The following is a 16,078-nucleotide window of genomic DNA, read 5'->3' on the forward strand; positions in this document are numbered from 1 at the left end:
GCACAAGGGTCGTGGTCAGCGCCCGGCAAGGGTGCACGCGTTCGACGTCACACTCCGCAGACTACCGCTCACAGGCCGAAGCGACGCTGGAGGTCCCCGAGCTGGCCGGGAAGACGCGGTGCCGAACCCGCCGGACCGTGCCCCCCGCCCGCCGCCCCACCGCCCGGAACGCCCGGCTCCGCGGGGACCTGCCCGGTCGTCTGCTCGGCCATCAGCACCTCGGTGGACTGGAGCAGCACCGTGCCCGCGCCCACGAACTCGAACTGGTGCTCCTCGCCGGACGTCCCGCCGAGCCCGGTCAGTGACCGGATTCCGCCCAGTACGCCCGTCATGTAGCCGTGATCGTAGTGGTGGCAGGGCGAGGGGCAGTCGGCCCAGCCGACCAGCGCCTGCGGGTCCACCCGGATCGGCGGCTCCATGAACACCACCGGTCCGTTGGACGCCGCCACGAACTTCCCGGTTCCGATCAGGGTGAGGAATCCCGGCACGATCGACTGCTTCAGGGCGAGCGTCGGCTGGTAGGCCAGCAGGTTCCCGGCCCGGATCGTCAGGTTGCCCTCGTCCAGGTCGTAGGAGTTGACGTCGAACGCCCGGTCCGCGAGCAGCATCTTGCCGGAGCCCTCCGCCACCACCCAGTCGCTCGCGTGCAGCGGCGAGTGGAAGCTGGTGCGCAGCAGCCGGTCCAGGCGGCCGTGGCCGATGCCGTTGAAGTCGATGCGCCCGTAGTAGGCGATCATCTTGCCCTTCTGGAGGAACCACTGGCTCGACTTGAGCTCCACGCAGAAGGTGTACTTGTTGACGTTGTCGTCGGCGGGCAGCGAGTGCGGGTCGAAGACCGTCGGCCCGCCGGGCTGAGGGGTGCTCACAGCTTCTCCTCCGAGGCCTGGACGTACACCGCGCCGCTGCCGGACAGTTCGAGCTGGAAGGCCTCTCCCGAGCCCCGGCCCACCATGTCCCGCCAGCCCAGCGCCGTGGACAGCTTGTTGCGTACGTCACCGTGGTGGGCCACGTACGCCTGCGGGTCGACGTGGACCGGGCGCTGCGGGGTGATCGGCAGCTCGACGACCCCGCCGTGCGCCATCACGGCGACCGCGCCGTGGCCCTTGAGGGTGGTGGTGAACAGGCCCTGCCCGGTCACCTGGCCCCGGACCATGCCCATGACTCCGCCCTGCGAGCCCAGGAACATGGTGCCCTGCTGGAGGGTGCCGTCGAAGGCGAGCAGCCGGTCCGCCTCCACATAGAGCGTGTCCCCGGCGAGGTTGATGACCTGGATGTGGTGGCCGCCGTGGCCGAACATCACGGTGCCGCTGCCCTCGACCGTCATCAGCGGGGTCGCCTCGTTGGCCACCCGCCGGCCGATCATCGACATCAGCCCGCCCTGGCCGCCCTGCATGTTGGGCGTGAACGACACCTCGCCCTTGTACGCGAGCATCGCGCCGCGCTGGCTGAACATCTTCTGGCCGGGAGCCACCACGGCCTCGACCATCTTGGAGTTGATCTCGCGGAAGGGCATCAGACGTCCCCTCCGACCGTGTTGCGCTCGCTGGGCTGCACGTAGACCAGTCCCTCGCCCTCGAAGCGGATCTGGAACGCCTCGCCCGAGCCCTCGCCGAGCAGGGTGCGGAAGGTCACCCCGGACTGGAAGTGCTGCTGGAGGTCGCCCTGGTGGGCGATGTAGGCGCCGGGGTCGACCATGAGCGGGTACTGCGCGGAGACCCGCAGCACCACCGCGGGCCCGTCCGACATGATCGCCGCCTGGCCGTGGCCCTCGACGGTGGTCGTGAACAGGCCGTTGCCCTGGGTCGCCCCGCGCAGCCCGGTGAAGGTGGTGCCGGTGCGCAGCCCCGCGTCGGTGGCGAGCAGGTTGCTCGCCTCCACCCAGAGCCGGTCGCCCCGGAGCGAGACCAGGTTGATCTCGGAGGCCCGGTCGGCGAAGTAGCAGGTGCCGTTTCCCTTCACCTCCATCACGGTCATGGATTCGCCGGTCAGCCGGCGGGTCACCATGCCGCGGATGCCCTCACCGCCGCCGGACATCTTCTTGAAGGCCATCTGGCCGTCGTAGGCGACCATCGAGCCGTTCTTCGCCTTGACGGCGTCGCCGGTCATGTCGACGGCAAGCACTTTGCTGCCCTGGAGTCGGAACGTTGCCACGGGCTGACGTTAGCCGCCCGGTCGCGGCCGGGGCCAGGCTTCGGGCCCCGGGGCCCCCGATCGCGGTCCTCCGCGGGGACCCCCGCCACGGTCCGGGCACCACCGGTGTCACAATGGGGAACGTTTGTGCTTGCGTTCACAAGCAACACCCTCCGACCCTCCCACCGAAGGTGCCCCCGTGGACATCAAGACCGCATCCGCCCTCCATCGTCTCCGGCTGGTCTCCGCCCCGGAGGCCGTCTCCTTCCTGCTGCTGCTCGTGTGCTCGGTGCTGAAGCGGACCACCGACGTCAACGCCGTCCCGGTGATGGGCGCGATCCACGGCATCCTCTTCATCCTGTACGTGATCTTCTGGGCCGACGCCTGGAACAAGGCGAAGTGGCCGGTGGGGACCGCCGCCCTGTACTTCGTCCTGTCCGTGCTGCCCTTCGGCGGCTTCGTGGCCGAGCGCCGGCTCAAGCGCCAGGCCGAGGACGCCCTGATCGCCGCGCGCGCCCGCAAGGAAGGCGTGGTCGGAGCGTGATCGTCGCCTTCTCGGTCACCCCGCTGGGCGTCGGCGAGGACGTGGGGGAGTACGTCGCCGACGCCGTGCGCGTCGTCCGCGAGTCCGGACTGCCCAACCGGACCGACGCCATGTTCACCTCGGTCGAGGGCGAGTGGGAGGAGGTCATGGACGTGGTCCGGCGCGCCGTCGCCGCCGTCGAGGCCCGCGCCCCGCGCGTCTCGCTCGTCCTCAAGGCCGACATCCGGCCCGGTGTCACCGACGGGCTCACCTCCAAGGTGGAGACGGTCGAGCGCCACCTCTCCGCCTGACCGGCCCCTCCCGGCCGCCTCGACGCCCTCCCAGGCCCCCGGCCCGCCCCGCGCGGCACCGGGGGCTCTGCCGTGCCAGGACCCGCAGGACGGCCGTATGCCGTCCCAAACAAGAACCGCTCACTCGGAGTACTCCGGTCGACACGCCGAGGAATCTCCACTTTTGTGGGGATATCTACCTGTCTCGATCAGCTGGAGGGCACAGTGCGGTCGGAGAGTCCGTCGGAGCGTTACGACTACGAGGCCCACAGCCGGCTCGCCGGACCGCTCACGGAACCGGACAGGACGGGCTACCGGGTGCGGTACCGGAGTCTCCTCTCCGCCGAACCCCGCCGAATACGCGCCGTCCTGCTGATGACCCTGGCGCCCGTGCTCACCGCGGTCCTCCTCGTCTACCTGGTGTGGCCCACCCACTGGGTGGAGCGCGAGGGCGGTGACGAGTGGCTGGTCGGCCTGGACATCGCGATGCTCGTCGCGATCGGCCTGATCGAGTTCTTCATGGTCGTCAACGTCGTCTCGATCGCGCACGCCACGATGGTCGCCCAGGACCCCGTCCCGGTGTACCCCGAGCCCGGCACCCGGGTCGCCTTCCTCACCACCTGGGTGCCCGGCAAGGAGCCGATAGCCATGGTCCGGGCCACCCTCCAGGGCGCGGTCCGGCTGCACCACGCGGGCCCCCTCGACATCTGGCTCCTGGACGAGGGCGACGACGACCGGGCCAAGGCGCTCTGCGAGGAACTGGGCGTACGCCACTTCACCCGCAGCGGCGTCCCCGAGTGGAACCGCAAGAAGGGCCCGCACAAGGCGCGTACCAAACACGGCAACTACAACGCCTGGCTCGCCATGCACGGCGCCGACTACGACTTCTTCGCCTCCGTCGACACCGACCACGTACCGCTGCCGAACTTCCTGGAGCGGATGATGGGCTACTTCCGCGACCCGGACGTGGCGTTCGTGGTCGGCCCCCAGGTCTACGGCAACTACGACTCGCCCGTCACCAAGGCCGCCGAGTCCCAGCAGTTCCTCTTCCACGCGCTGATCCAGCGGGCCGGCAACCGCTACCGCGCCCCGATGTTCGTCGGCACCAACAACATCGTCAGGATCAGCGCGCTGCGCCAGGTCGGCGGGCTCTACGACTCGATCACCGAGGACATGGCCACCGGCTTCGAGCTGCACCGCCGCCGCAACCCCGGGACCGGCCGCTTCTGGAGGTCCGTCTACACCCCGGACGTCCTCGCCGTCGGCGAGGGCCCCGAGTCCTGGACCGACTTCTTCACCCAGCAGACGCGCTGGTCGCGCGGCACGTACGAGACGCTGTTCAAGCAGTACTGGAAGGCGCTGTTCCGGGTCCCGCCCGGGCGGCTCCTCTCGTACTCCCTGATGCTCGTCTACTACCCGATGACCGCCGTCAACTGGCTGCTCGGCATCGTCAGCTGCGTCCTGTTCCTGTGGTTCGGCGCCTCCGGAACCCAGGTCTCCGCCTCCGTCTGGCTGATGCTCTACAGCGACGCCGCCGCCCTCCAGATCGGGCTCTACCTCTGGAACCGCCGCCACAACGTCTCGCCCCACGAACCCCAGGGCTCCGGCGGCCTGGCCGGCATGGGCATGTCCGCGCTCTGCGCGCCCGTCTACCTCAAGTCGCTCCTGTCGGCGGTGCTGCGCACCCGCGGCGGGTTCGTCGTCACCCCCAAGGGCGGCGCGGCCAGCCCCGACCGGCTGTGGACCTTCCGCATCCACCTCTTCTGGGCCGCGGTGCTCATCGTCTCCCTCGGCGCCTCGGTCCACTACGGCCACACCCACGCGGCGATGCGGACCTGGGCGGTGCTCGCCCTCGCCATCGCGCTCGCCCCCGTCGCCGTCTGGTCCCTCAGCGTCCGGCGCGAGCGCGCGGCAGCCCGGCGCCGGGCCCTGGTCCGCCCGGCCGAGCCCGCCGAGACGGAGGCCGCGCTCGCCGCCACCACACCGGCTGCCTCGACGACCGGAGGGAACTGACCCATGGACTACCGGCCCTCCCCGCGCACCAAGAAGACGCTCCTGGGCGGCGGCGCCGTCCTGCTGCTCGCCGGGCTCAACGCCCCGGCCGCGCTCTCCTTCGCCGAGGAGCAGTACCACGCGTACCAGATCAGCCGGCCCGAGTACAAGCGCAAGTACGGCGCCTGGGACACCGTCGACATCCCCAGGGAGTACCGCACCAACGCGATCCACGCGGCTCTGCTGCACACCGGCAAGGTCCTGATCATCGCCGGGTCCGGCAACAAGCAGGAGAAGTTCGACGCGGGCTCCTTCGACACCGTGCTGTGGAACCCCAAGGACAACACCTTCAAGAAGGTCCCCACCCCCGAGGACTTCTTCTGCTCCGGCCACGCCCAGCTCCCCGACGGCCGTCTGCTGGTGGCCGGCGGCACCGCCCGCTACGAGGTGCTGGACGACCAGGTCAAGCGGGCCGGCGGCGGGATGCGGGTGAAGAACGAGAACCCGGACAGGGCCGTCACCATCAAGAAGGGCACCCGCTTCCGCTCCCCGTCGGGCGTCGCGTACGTGTCGCGGTTCGACGTGACCGTGCCCCCGGCCAAGCGCGAGTTCGAGATCGGCTACTACGCCACCGGCCAGATGAGGCCGTGGAAGACCAAGGTCACCGCGGCCGAGGCCCGGGTCTTCGTCGAGGCGGCCGCCGAGGGGCCCCGGTCGGTCGCCACCCAGCAGGCGCAGTACGCCATCGAGGGGCTCAGCGGCGAGGACGCCGCGAACACCTACGGCCTCGCCGAGAAGATCACCCTGGACAAGCAGGACTTCCAGGGGATCCGCTCGGCGTACGAGTTCGACCCCAAGGCGGAGAAGTACCTCCCCGTCGCCCCCATGCGGGAGGCGCGCTGGTACCCGACGCTCACCACCCTCAAGGACGGCCGGGTGCTCGCCGTCTCCGGGCTCGACGACGTCGGCACGATCCTCACGGGCGAGAACGAGATCTACGACCCGAGGACCAAGAAGTGGTCCAAGGGGCCGTTCCGGTACTTTCCGACCTACCCCTCGCTCTTCCTCACCAAGAGCGGCAAGCTCTTCTACACCGGCGCCAACGCGGGCTACGGGCCCGCCGACAAGGGCCGCGAGCCGGGCCTGTGGGACCTGCGGACCAACACCTTCCAGAAGATCGGCGGGCTGGGCGACGGCGACCAGCTGGAGACGGCCAGCTCGCTGCTGCTCCCGCCCGCCCAGGCCCAGCGGTTCATGCTGCTGGGCGGCGGCGGGGTCGGCGAGTCCAAGAAGTCCACGCCCCGCACCGCCCTGGTCGACCTCGCGCAGGACAGCCCCGCCTTCACGGCCGGACCCGCGCTCCCGCAGGGCACCCGCTACCTCAACAGCGTGATCCTGCCCGACGACTCCGTCTTCACCAGCGGCGGCTCCAAGGACTACCGGGGCCGTGGCGCCAGCAACATCCTCAAGGCCCAGTTCTACGACCCCGCCTCCAACGCCTTCCGCGCGGCCGCCGACCCCACGGTCGGGCGCAACTACCACTCGGAGGCGCTGCTGCTGCCCGACGGCCGGGTCGCCACCTTCGGCTCCGACTCGCTCTTCGGCGACAAGGACAACACCAAGCTCGGCAAGTTCGAGCAGCGCATGGAGATCTACACCCCGCCCTACCTCTACCGCGACAAGGACAAGCGCCCGGAGCTCGGCGACGGCCCGCAGGCGGTCGGCCAGGACCGCCGCGCCACCTTCCCCACCGCCCACCCCGAGCGGATCGCCAGGGCCCGGCTGATGCGGCCGAGCGCCGTCACCCACACCACCGACGTCGAGCAGCGCTCGATCGACGTACGCCTGACCAAGGACGCCAACTCGGTCACCGTGGAGGTGCCGACCGACAAGGCGCTCGTCCCGCCCGGCTGGTACATGCTCTTCGTCACGGACGCCGAGGGCACGCCGTCCGAGGCGAAGTGGCTGATGATCGACTGACGCCGACCGGCCGGGCCGCGGCGCCGGGCGGCGGCTCAGGCCCGGGAGCGGCGGGCCAGGTCCAGGGCGTACTCGGGCCACCAGGCGCCCGCCGAGGGCCCGCCCCGGCAGGTCCCGTCCGAGTCGCCGGGCCGCTTGATCCACAGGTACGCGTCGAGCAGCGGGTCCTCGGTGCTGGTGGTCGGCGGGGTGCCGAGCGCCCGGCCGGGCGGGTTGCACCAGGCCTGCTCGGGGTCCTCCAGGAGCGGCCCGGCTCCGTTGCGGCTGGTGTCGACCACGAAGTGCTTGCCGCCGAGGCCCTGGGAGACCTTGGCGCCGTACGCGCGTACGGACTCGTCCGTCTGGAAGTTGGAGACGTTCAGCGCGAACCCGTCCGCGCGGGCGACCCCGGCCCGGGTCAGCGGCTCGACCAGCCGGGCGGGATCGGGCACCCAGGCCGGGTTGCCCGCGTCCAGGTAGACCTTGGTGTTCGGCAGCCGCTTGAAGTGCTCGATCGCCTCGTTGAGCAGCTGGTACCGCTCGTCCCGGTGCTCGGAGGTGGTGCAGCCGTCGACGATGTGGGCCACCGCGTCCGGCTCCAGGACCACGATCGCCTTCGCGTCCCCGATCGCCTCGGCGAACCGGCCGTACCAGGCGCGGTACGCGGCCGCGTCCGGGGCGCCGCCCGCCGAGTGCCCGCCGCAGTCGCGGTGCGGGATGTTGTACGCGACGAGCAGGACCGTGCGCCGGTCCTCGGCGGCGCCCGCCACGGCCCGGCGGATCCCCGGGCCCGGGTCGTCCCCGGAGGGCCAGTCGGCCACGGGCCGGTCCGCGATGCGCCGCAGCGCCTCGGCGTCGGCGGTGCGCCCCTGCGCCTTCCAGGCCTTGATCTGCCGGGCGGCGTTGCTCTCCGGGTCGACCCAGAAGGGTCCGCCGGGCACCGGCTCGGCGCCCCCGCCGGTGGAGTGGCGCTGGGCGGAGGTGGTGGCGGGCGTGGGGGAGCCGGAGCAGCCGACGGCCAGGGTGAGCAGGGCGGCGGCGAGCAGGATGCGGTGCCGGGCGTGGGCGGGCCGGGCCTTTCCGTGCCGGGACATGCGGCTCCCTGGGGGTCACGCGCCTACACAGGACGCGGGCAATCGTGACATAGCGGTCACCCTTCCCCCGGGAGCGCCACGGGCCGGCCGCGAGCGGATGCGTCGGCCGAAGTGTGAGACGGAGCTGACCGCCATGTGACCAGTCGGTAAGGTCGACGCGTGCCGAAGCCCCTCAGCCTCCCGTTCGACCCCATCGCCCGCGCCGACGAACTCTGGCAGCAGCGCTGGGGGCCGGTCCCCTCCATGGGGGCGATCACCTCGATCATGCGCGCGCACCAGATCCTGCTCGCCGAGGTCGACGCGGTGGTCAAGCCGTACGGGCTGACCTTCGCGCGGTACGAGGCGCTGGTGCTGCTCACCTTCTCCAAGGCCGGTGAGCTGCCGATGTCCAAGATCGGCGAACGGCTGATGGTCCACCCCACGTCGGTGACCAACACGGTGGACCGGCTGGTGCGGTCCGGGCTGGTCGACAAGCGGCCCAACCCCAACGACGGCCGCGGCACCCTGGCCTCCATCACGGACAAGGGGCGCGAGGTCGTGGAGAACGCGACCCGGGACCTGATGGAGATGGACTTCGGGCTCGGCGTCTACGACGCGGAGGAGTGCGGGGAGATCTTCGCCCTGCTGCGGCCGCTGCGGGTGGCCGCGCGCGACTTCGAGGACGAGTAGGGGGCGGCCGGCCGCGGGCCGTCGCCGCGCCTTCCGGCGGAGCGGACCCGGCCAAGATCGCGGGTCCGCGGCCGTTACGCTCGTAGGCATGAAAAAGAGCGTGCTGACCCGGTACCGGGTGATGGCCTACATCACGGGCGTCCTCCTCGTCCTGCTGACCCTCGGCGTCATCGCCAAGTACCTGATGGACATGGACGGCGCGGCCGACTTCACCAAGATCGTGGGCATCGCGCACGGCTGGCTGTACGTCCTGTACCTCGTCTTCGCCTTCGACCTCGGCTCCAAGGCGAAGTGGCCGGTCGGCAAGCAGCTGTGGGTGCTCCTCGCCGGAACCATTCCCACCGCCGCGTTCTTCGTCGAGCGCAAGGTCTCCCGCGAGGTGGAACCCCTGGTCACGGACTCGGCGCCGGTCGGAGCCCAGGCGTAGGAGCCGGTCCGGCCCCCCGCCCGCGAAGAACCGCGGGCGGTCGGCCATCGACATTTACTAGGACGTCCTAGTAAATTCGTGGGTATGGACGCTGACGCCATCGAGGAGGGCCGCCGACGCTGGCAGGCCCGTTACGACAAGGCCCGCAAGCGGGACGCGGACTTCACCACGCTCTCCGGGGACCCGGTCGAGCCGGTCTACGGGCCCCGGCCCGGCGACACCTACGAGGGCTTCGAGCGGATCGGCTGGCCCGGCGAGTACCCGTACACGCGCGGACTCCACGCGACCGGCTACCGGGGCCGGACCTGGACCATCCGCCAGTTCGCCGGGTTCGGCAACGCCGAGCAGACCAACGAGCGCTACAAGATGATCCTCAAGGCGGGCGGCGGCGGCCTCTCCGTCGCCTTCGACATGCCGACCCTGATGGGCCGCGACTCCGACGACCCGCGCGCGCTGGGCGAGGTCGGCCACTGCGGTGTCGCCATCGACTCGGCCGCCGACATGGAGGTCCTCTTCAAGGACATCCCGCTCGGCGACGTCACCACGTCCATGACGATCAGCGGCCCCGCCGTGCCGGTCTTCTGCATGTACCTGGTCGCCGCCGAGCGCCAGGGCGTGGACCCCGGCGTCCTCAACGGCACGCTCCAGACCGACATCTTCAAGGAGTACATCGCCCAGAAGGAGTGGCTCTTCCAGCCCGAGCCGCACCTGCGCCTCATCGGCGACCTGATGGAGCACTGCGCGGCGGGCATCCCCGCCTACAAGCCGCTCTCCGTCTCCGGCTACCACATCCGCGAGGCCGGGGCGACGGCCGCGCAGGAGCTGGCGTACACGCTGGCGGACGGCTTCGGCTACGTCGAGCTCGGCCTCTCGCGCGGCCTCGACGTGGACGTCTTCGCCCCCGGCCTGTCCTTCTTCTTCGACGCGCACCTGGACTTCTTCGAGGAGATCGCCAAGTTCCGCGCCGCGCGCCGGATCTGGGCCCGCTGGATGAAGGAGGTGTACGGGGCCAAGTCCGACAAGGCGCAGTGGCTGCGCTTCCACACCCAGACGGCCGGGGTCTCGCTCACCGCCCAGCAGCCGTACAACAACGTCGTACGGACGGCCGTGGAGGCCCTCTCCGCGATCCTCGGCGGCACCAACTCGCTGCACACCAACGCCCTGGACGAGACGCTCGCCCTGCCGAGCGAGCAGGCCGCCGAGATCGCCCTGCGGACCCAGCAGGTGATCATGGAGGAGACGGGCGTGGCCAACGTGGCCGACCCGCTCGGCGGCGCCTGGTACGTGGAGCAGCTCACCGACCGCATCGAGGCGGACGCGGAGAAGATCTTCGACCAGATCAAGGAGCGCGGGCGGCGGGCGCACCCCGACGGGCAGCACCCGATCGGGCCCATGACCTCGGGCATCCTGCGCGGTATCGAGGACGGCTGGTTCACCGGCGAGATCGCCGAGTCCGCCTTCCAGTACCAGCAGTCCCTGGAGAAGGGCGAGAAGCGGGTCGTGGGCGTCAACGTGCACCACGGGTCGGTCACCGGGGACCTGGAGATCCTGCGGGTCAGCCACGAGGTGGAGCGGGAGCAGGTCCGTGTCCTGGCGGACCGCAAGGCCGCGCGGGACGAGACGCGGGTGCGGGCCTGCCTGGACGCGATGCTCGCCGCCGCGCGCGACGGCTCCAACATGATCGCGCCGATGCTGGACGCGGTACGGGCGGAGGCGACTCTGGGGGAGATCTGCGGGGTGTTGCGGGACGAGTGGGGGGTGTACACGGAACCGGCGGGGTTCTAGGCCCTCCCGGCCCCGGCCCGGGGTCCGTCCGCGGGCGGCCCGGTGGCGGCCTGCCTGAAGGCACTGGTTCGCCTGCGGACCGGTGGTGGGTTGCTCGCGCAGTTCCCCGCGCCCCTGGAAGCCCTCGTTTGGCTGCGGGCGGTGGGTGGCTGGTCGCGCAGTTCCCCGCGCCCCTTAAGGCCCTCGTTCGGCTGCGGGCCGTGGTCGCTTCTCGCGCAGTTCCCCGCGCCCCTGGGCGGTCCGCCGGTACCCGGACGTTCCAGCTCGGCCACTGCCCCCTCAGGGGCGCGGGGAACTGCGCGGCCGGCCACCCACCACCCGCACACGAAACCCGGCCGAACAGGGGCGCGGGGAACTGCGCGAGCAACCCACCACGACCGGCACACGAACCCCCGGCCGAAAAGGGGGCGCGGGGAACTGCGCGCTCGGGGCCCGCCGGTCCGCAGTCGTACGGGTCCGGCCGCCCGGCCAGGGCTTTCGGGGAGGGGCGGGGTGGGGGGCAGCCCGCGCAGCGGGGTCACGACGCCCACATCACCCGGAACTCCGCACCCCCGCCGGAGGCATTCCGCACCGAGAGCTCCGCCCCGTGCGCCCGGGCGATCTGGCGGGCCATCGCGAGCCCCAGGCCCGATCCGGGCAGCGCGCGGGCCCGGTCCGCCCGGTAGAAGCGGTCGAAGACGTACGGCAGGTCCTCCTCGGCGATGCCCGGCCCGTGATCCCGTACCGTCAGCGCCCCGCCCGACAGCGCCACCTCCACCTCCGCGCCCGGCGGACTGAATTTCGCCGCGTTGTCCAGCAGGTTGGACAGCAGGCGGGCGAGGCGGGCCGGGACGCCGGGCAGCGTGGCGGACGCGTCCGCCAGGTCGAGGCGGAAGGGCGTGGCCGGCCAGTGCGCCCGGGCCGTGTCCACGGTGTGGGCGACCAGGGGCGCCAGACGCACCTCCTCCAGGAGCGGGACGGGCTCCTCGTCCCTGGCCAGGTCGATCAGGTCGTTCACCATCACCGTCACCTCCCGGATCTGCCGGCCGAGCGCCGACGACGCCCGGGCGCGCTGCGCTTCGGTCAGGCGGTCGGCGCGGGCCAGGAGTTCGGCGTTGGTGCGCAGCGCCGTCAGCGGGGTGCGCAGCTCGTGCGAGGCGTCCGCGACCAGCCGGCGCTGTGCGGTCACCGACTGCTCCAGCTCGCCCAGCATGGTGTTGAACGACACCGCGAGCCGGGTCACCTCGTCCTCCTTGTAGGCCGGGCCCGGCGGCAGCTCGATGCGGTGGCCCGGGTCGCGGGTGGCGGCGATGTGCTCGGCGGTCGCGGTGAGCCGGGCCACCGGGGCGAGGCCGGTCCGGGAGACCCCGTAACCGAGCCCGGCGGCGAGCAGCACCCCCGCCGCGCCCACGCCGCCGAGCCACCAGGCCGCCTGCCGGACGCCCTGCTCGACCGTGTCCGCCCGCAGCGCGACTTGGAGCGCCCGGCCGTGCGGCAGCGTGGTGGTGAGCATCCGGGCCGGGTGGCCGGAGAGCCGGAGATTGGTGAAGTACGGGCGGCGCTGCCCTGCGGCGACCTCGCGGGCCTGCGGCGGGACGGGCAGCAGATACGGCTTGGCCGGATCGTCCGCCCGGCTCCGGGGGACGATCTGGGCGCAGGCCGGGGCGGCGAGGAAGCGGCACTCGCCGCTCAGCACCCCGGGGGCCTCGCCCCGGTTCTGCTGGGCGGCCAGCGTCGCGGACTGGGTCAGGTTCAGGTCGAGCTGGTGGAACAGCTCGTAGCGGATCACGAAGAACGCGGCCGTGCAGACGCCCAGCGCGACCAGCGCCACCGCCGCCGAGGCGGCCAGCGCCAGCCGGGTACGCAGCGGCCGGTGGCGCCGCCAGCGGGCACCGAGGCGGCGGCGGGCGCTCACGCGGTGTCCAGGCGGTAGCCGACGCCGTGGACGGTGTGCACGAGCCGGGGCTCGCCGTCCGCCTCCAGCTTGCGGCGCAGATAACCCACGTACACCGCCAGCGAGTTGGAGTCCGGGCCGAAGTCGCGCCCCCAGACGAGCTCCAGGATCATCTCGCGCGGCAGGACCTGCCCGGGGTGGCGCATCAGCAGTTCCAGGAGGGCGGACTCGGTGCGGCTGAACTCCAGGGGGCGCCCCGAGCGGTGGCCGGACCGGGTGGCCGGGTCCAGGACCAGGTCCGCGAAGACCAGCCGCTCCGGGTCCGGCTCCTCGGGCGCGGCCCGGCGCAGCAAGGCCCGTACGCGCGCGACGAGTTCGTCCAGCGCGAAGGGCTTGACCAGATAGTCGTCGGCGCCCGCCTCCAGGCCGTCGACGCGCTCGCTCACCGAGTCGAGCGCGGTCAGGACGAGGATCGGGGTGCGGTCTCCCAGCGCCCGCAGCCTGCGGCAGACGGCGAGCCCGTCCAGAACCGGCATCATCACGTCCAGGACCACCGCGTCCGGCTGCCAGGCGGCGATCGCGGTGAGCGCCGCCAGCCCGTCGGCGGCGCCCCGTACCTCGTACCCCTCGACGGACAGACCGTCCTCCACGGCGGCCCGCACCTCCGGCTCGTCGTCGACGACGAGGATGCGGGCCGGGGGCCGGGCGTGTGCGCTGCTGCTCATGGGCCCAGCGTGCCAAACACCGCTCTTAGAACCCTCTTAAGCCACCCCGCGACCGTTCGGGACATGCGCACACCACTGTCTGTCGTGATCGGTGCGGGCGGCACCGGCGGCCACATCTACCCCGGGCTCGCACTCGCCGAGGCGCTGCGCCGGGCCGTCCCGGACGCGGTGATCTCGTTCGTCGGTACGGAACGGGGCCTGGAGGGCGAGCTGATCCCGGCCGCCGGCTACCGGCTGCACACCGTCGACATGATCCCCTTCGACCCGGCGCTCGGCGCCCGCCGCTATCTGCTGCCCGCCGCACTGCTGAGGTCCGGCGCCCAGTGCCGGGCGATCCTGCGGGCCCAGGGCGCGCGGGTCGCCGTCGGGATGGGCGGCTACCCGAGCGCGCCCGTCATCGTCGGGGCCAGACTCGCCGGACTGCCCAGCCTCATCCACGAGTCCAACGCGGTACCGGGCCGGGCCAACCGGTTCGCGGCCCGGCTCACCCGGAACGTCGCGGTCGCCTTCGACCGCAGCCGGGCCCATCTCGCGGGCGGCGCCGACGCCGTCACCACCGGGATGCCGATCGCCTCCGCGCTGGCCCGGCTCGACCGGCCGACGCTGCGGGCCGAGGCGCGGCGGGCCCTGGACGTGCCGCCCGGGGCGCGGCTCGTGCTCGTCAACGGCGGCAGCCTCGGCGCGGCCCGGCTCACCGAGGCGGCGGTCGGCCTCGCCCGGCGCTGGCAGGGGCGCGACGACGTCCATCTGCTGATCAAGACCGGTCCCGCCGCCCTGGAGGAGACCCGGCGGCGGCTGACCGGGCTGTGGGGCGCGCGGGCCGTGCCGTACCTGGACCGGATGGACCTCGCGTACGCCGCCGCCGACCTCGCGGTGTGCCGGGCCGGCTCGGCGACCGTCGCGGAGCTCGCCAGCACGGGGCTGCCGGCGGTCCTCGTCCCCTATCCGCACGCGCCCGGCGACCACCAGACGCACAACGCGCGGGTGCTCGTCGACGCCGGGGCGGGCCTGCTGCTGCCCGACGCCGAGGCCACCCCCGCGCGGCTGGCCGAACTGGTCGAGCCGCTCCTGTCCGACCCCGCGCGGCTCGCCGCGATGACGGGCGCGGCCGACCCCGGACCACACGCCGTCGCGGCGGACCTGCTGGCGGCGCGAGTCCTGGAACTGGCCGCCCACCCCACCCTCCCCACCCCTTCGTACGCGTACACCGAGGAGCACACCGCATGAGCAGCTGGCAGAACCGGACCGTCCTGGTCACCGGGGCCGAGGGATTCATCGGCTCGACCCTGGTGGACCTGCTGGTCGAGCGGGGCGCGCGGGTGCGGGCCCTGGTGCACTACAAGCCGTACGCGGAGAAGGGCCACCTCGCGCATCTGCTCGACCACCCGGCCGTCGAGACGATCGCGGGCGACGTACGCGACGCCGGGCGGGTGTCGGACGCGGTCGCCGGCTGCGACACCGTCTTCCACCTCGCCGCCCTGATCGGCATCCCGTACAGCTACGACTCCCCGGGCGCGTACGTGGCGACGAACGTGGTCGGCACCGAGAACGTCGCGGAGGCCTGCCGGCGGCACTCGGTGCGGCGGCTGGTGCACACCTCCACCAGCGAGGTGTACGGGACGGCGCGGACGGTGCCGATCTCGGAGGCCCATCCGCTCCAGCCGCAGTCGCCCTACTCCGCCTCGAAGATCGGCGCGGACATGCTGGCGCTGTCGCACTGGCACGCCTTCGAGCTGCCGGTGACGGTGGTGCGGCCGTTCAACACGTACGGGCCGCGGCAGTCGGCGCGGGCCGTGATCCCGGCGATCCTGGCCCAACTCCACGCGGGTGTAAGTGAGATACGGCTCGGCTCGCTCACGCCCACGCGGGACTTCACGTATGTGACGGACACCGCGCGGGGGTTCCTGGCGGTGGCGGAGTGCGAGCGTGCGGTGGGGGAGGTGGTGAACCTCGGCTCGGGCCGCGAGATCGCGATCGGCGACCTGGCCGCCGCGCTGATCGCGGCCTCGGGCCGCGAGGCGCGGATCGTGACCGATCCCGCACGCCTGCGGCCGTCCGGGAGCGAGGTGGAACGCCTGCTGTCGGACAACTCCCGGGCGCGGGAGTGGGCGGGGTGGGAGCCGGAGGTGGGGTTGGGGGAGGGGTTGAGGCGGACGTCGGAGTGGGTGCGGGGGCGGGGCGGGGTGCTGCTCGGTACGGGGTACGCGGTCTAGCCCCCACCCCGCCCCTTCCCTGAACCCTCCGGGGGTGGGCGGAGGTGGTCTACCGGGGGCTACGCCCCCGGACCCCTGTTGAGGGTCCTGCGGCCCCTGCACCCCGCTCACGGGGCTGCGCCCCGAACCCCGCTTACGGGGCTGCGCCCCGAACCCCTCCTTCGTCTGCGGACCGTGCTGGGTTGCTCGCGCAGTTCCCCGCGCCCCCGAGGGGGATGCCCGCAGCCGGAGCACTCGGCTCAGCCACACGCTTTGAGGGGCGCGGGGAACTGCGCGACCAGCCCAACTCAACGGTCAGCCGAAGGCCATGCCCTTCAGGGGCGCGGGGAACTGCGCGAGCGACCACAACGCACCGGCAGTCGAAGTCCGGGCCTTCAGGGGCGCGGGGAACTGCGCGA

15 protein-coding genes are annotated in these 16,078 nt (G+C 72.4%); 9 read left to right on the forward strand and 6 right to left on the reverse strand.

Annotated elements, in window-relative coordinates; translation table 11 throughout:
* Nucleotides 1-68 precede the first annotated feature (68 nt).
* From ABZ404_RS07515 to ABZ404_RS07525, 3 genes are read right to left on the reverse strand one after another with little or no spacing between them, the layout of a single operon-like run.
* On the reverse strand, nucleotides 69-866 hold the full coding sequence (locus ABZ404_RS07515) for an AIM24 family protein (RefSeq protein ID WP_358834624.1): 798 nt from the start codon (nucleotides 864-866) through the stop codon (nucleotides 69-71).
* Nucleotides 863-1,513, reverse strand: coding sequence for an AIM24 family protein (locus ABZ404_RS07520; protein WP_358834625.1), 651 nt, complete (start codon nucleotides 1,511-1,513; stop codon nucleotides 863-865). Before ABZ404_RS07520 ends, ABZ404_RS07515 begins: the two co-directional genes overlap by 4 nt.
* Nucleotides 1,513-2,151 (reverse strand): AIM24 family protein, encoded by a 639-nt coding sequence (locus ABZ404_RS07525; protein ID WP_358834626.1) that lies wholly within the window; start codon nucleotides 2,149-2,151, stop codon nucleotides 1,513-1,515. Before ABZ404_RS07525 ends, ABZ404_RS07520 begins: the two co-directional genes overlap by 1 nt.
* Nucleotides 2,152-2,329: 178 nt before the next feature.
* Here ABZ404_RS07525 and ABZ404_RS07530 point away from each other — a divergent pair, with 178 nt between their 5' ends.
* The 4 genes from ABZ404_RS07530 to ABZ404_RS07545 all read left to right on the forward strand — a co-directional run bounded on the left by ABZ404_RS07530 (nucleotide 2,330) and on the right by ABZ404_RS07545 (nucleotide 6,915).
* Entirely contained in the window at nucleotides 2,330-2,674 is a 345-nt protein-coding gene (locus ABZ404_RS07530) for a DUF3817 domain-containing protein (protein WP_358834627.1), read from the forward strand.
* Nucleotides 2,671-2,964 (forward strand): MTH1187 family thiamine-binding protein, encoded by a 294-nt coding sequence (locus tag ABZ404_RS07535; RefSeq protein ID WP_358834628.1) that lies wholly within the window; start codon nucleotides 2,671-2,673, stop codon nucleotides 2,962-2,964. Before ABZ404_RS07530 ends, ABZ404_RS07535 begins: the two co-directional genes overlap by 4 nt.
* Nucleotides 2,965-3,129: 165 nt before the next feature.
* The gene (locus ABZ404_RS07540; RefSeq protein WP_358834629.1) at nucleotides 3,130-4,956 is read left to right on the forward strand and encodes a cellulose synthase catalytic subunit; all 1,827 of its coding nucleotides are present in this window, start codon (nucleotides 3,130-3,132) and stop codon (nucleotides 4,954-4,956) included.
* A gap of 3 nt (nucleotides 4,957-4,959) precedes the next feature.
* Entirely contained in the window at nucleotides 4,960-6,915 is a 1,956-nt protein-coding gene (locus ABZ404_RS07545; RefSeq protein ID WP_358834630.1) for a kelch motif-containing protein, read from the forward strand.
* Between the two features lie 35 nt (nucleotides 6,916-6,950).
* Here the strand turns inward: ABZ404_RS07545 and ABZ404_RS07550 are convergent, their stop codons facing one another.
* The gene (locus ABZ404_RS07550) at nucleotides 6,951-7,988 is read right to left on the reverse strand and encodes a glycoside hydrolase family 6 protein (RefSeq protein WP_358834631.1); all 1,038 of its coding nucleotides are present in this window, start codon (nucleotides 7,986-7,988) and stop codon (nucleotides 6,951-6,953) included.
* 159 nt (nucleotides 7,989-8,147) lie between these two features.
* Between ABZ404_RS07550 and ABZ404_RS07555 the strand changes: the two genes are divergently transcribed.
* From ABZ404_RS07555 to ABZ404_RS07565, 3 genes are all read left to right on the forward strand, one after another.
* Nucleotides 8,148-8,657, forward strand: a complete 510-nt coding sequence (locus tag ABZ404_RS07555) for a MarR family transcriptional regulator (protein WP_329401795.1) — start codon at nucleotides 8,148-8,150, stop codon at nucleotides 8,655-8,657.
* 88 nt (nucleotides 8,658-8,745) lie between these two features.
* Nucleotides 8,746-9,084 carry a DUF3817 domain-containing protein gene (locus ABZ404_RS07560; RefSeq protein WP_358834632.1) on the forward strand — a complete coding sequence of 113 codons (339 nt, stop codon included), beginning with the start codon at nucleotides 8,746-8,748 and terminating at the stop codon, nucleotides 9,082-9,084.
* 84 nt (nucleotides 9,085-9,168) lie between these two features.
* Nucleotides 9,169-10,869 (forward strand): methylmalonyl-CoA mutase family protein, encoded by a 1,701-nt coding sequence (locus ABZ404_RS07565; protein WP_358834633.1) that lies wholly within the window; start codon nucleotides 9,169-9,171, stop codon nucleotides 10,867-10,869.
* Between the two features lie 517 nt (nucleotides 10,870-11,386).
* Here the strand turns inward: ABZ404_RS07565 and ABZ404_RS07570 are convergent.
* Nucleotides 11,387-12,763, reverse strand: coding sequence for a HAMP domain-containing sensor histidine kinase (locus ABZ404_RS07570; protein ID WP_358834634.1), 1,377 nt, complete (start codon nucleotides 12,761-12,763; stop codon nucleotides 11,387-11,389).
* A complete protein-coding gene (locus ABZ404_RS07575; RefSeq protein ID WP_358834635.1) occupies nucleotides 12,760-13,467 on the reverse strand; it encodes a response regulator transcription factor in 708 nt (235 codons plus the stop codon). The genes ABZ404_RS07570 and ABZ404_RS07575 overlap by 4 nt, the downstream gene beginning before the upstream one ends.
* A gap of 63 nt (nucleotides 13,468-13,530) precedes the next feature.
* On the opposite strand from ABZ404_RS07575, the gene ABZ404_RS07580 reads away from it, so the two are divergent.
* Together ABZ404_RS07580 and ABZ404_RS07585 are read left to right on the forward strand one after the other, a co-directional pair.
* Nucleotides 13,531-14,694: a UDP-N-acetylglucosamine--N-acetylmuramyl-(pentapeptide) pyrophosphoryl-undecaprenol N-acetylglucosamine transferase gene (locus ABZ404_RS07580; protein ID WP_358990233.1), complete on the forward strand. Its 1,164-nt coding sequence runs from the start codon at nucleotides 13,531-13,533 to the stop codon at nucleotides 14,692-14,694.
* On the forward strand, nucleotides 14,691-15,680 hold the full coding sequence (locus tag ABZ404_RS07585; RefSeq protein WP_358835420.1) for a GDP-mannose 4,6-dehydratase: 990 nt from the start codon (nucleotides 14,691-14,693) through the stop codon (nucleotides 15,678-15,680). Before ABZ404_RS07580 ends, ABZ404_RS07585 begins: the two co-directional genes overlap by 4 nt.
* Nucleotides 15,681-16,078: the final 398 nt, after the last annotated feature.

Origin of the sequence: Streptomyces sp. NPDC005878 (assembly GCF_040629815.1) — a bacterium.
GTDB lineage: Bacteria > Actinomycetota > Actinomycetes > Streptomycetales > Streptomycetaceae > Streptomyces.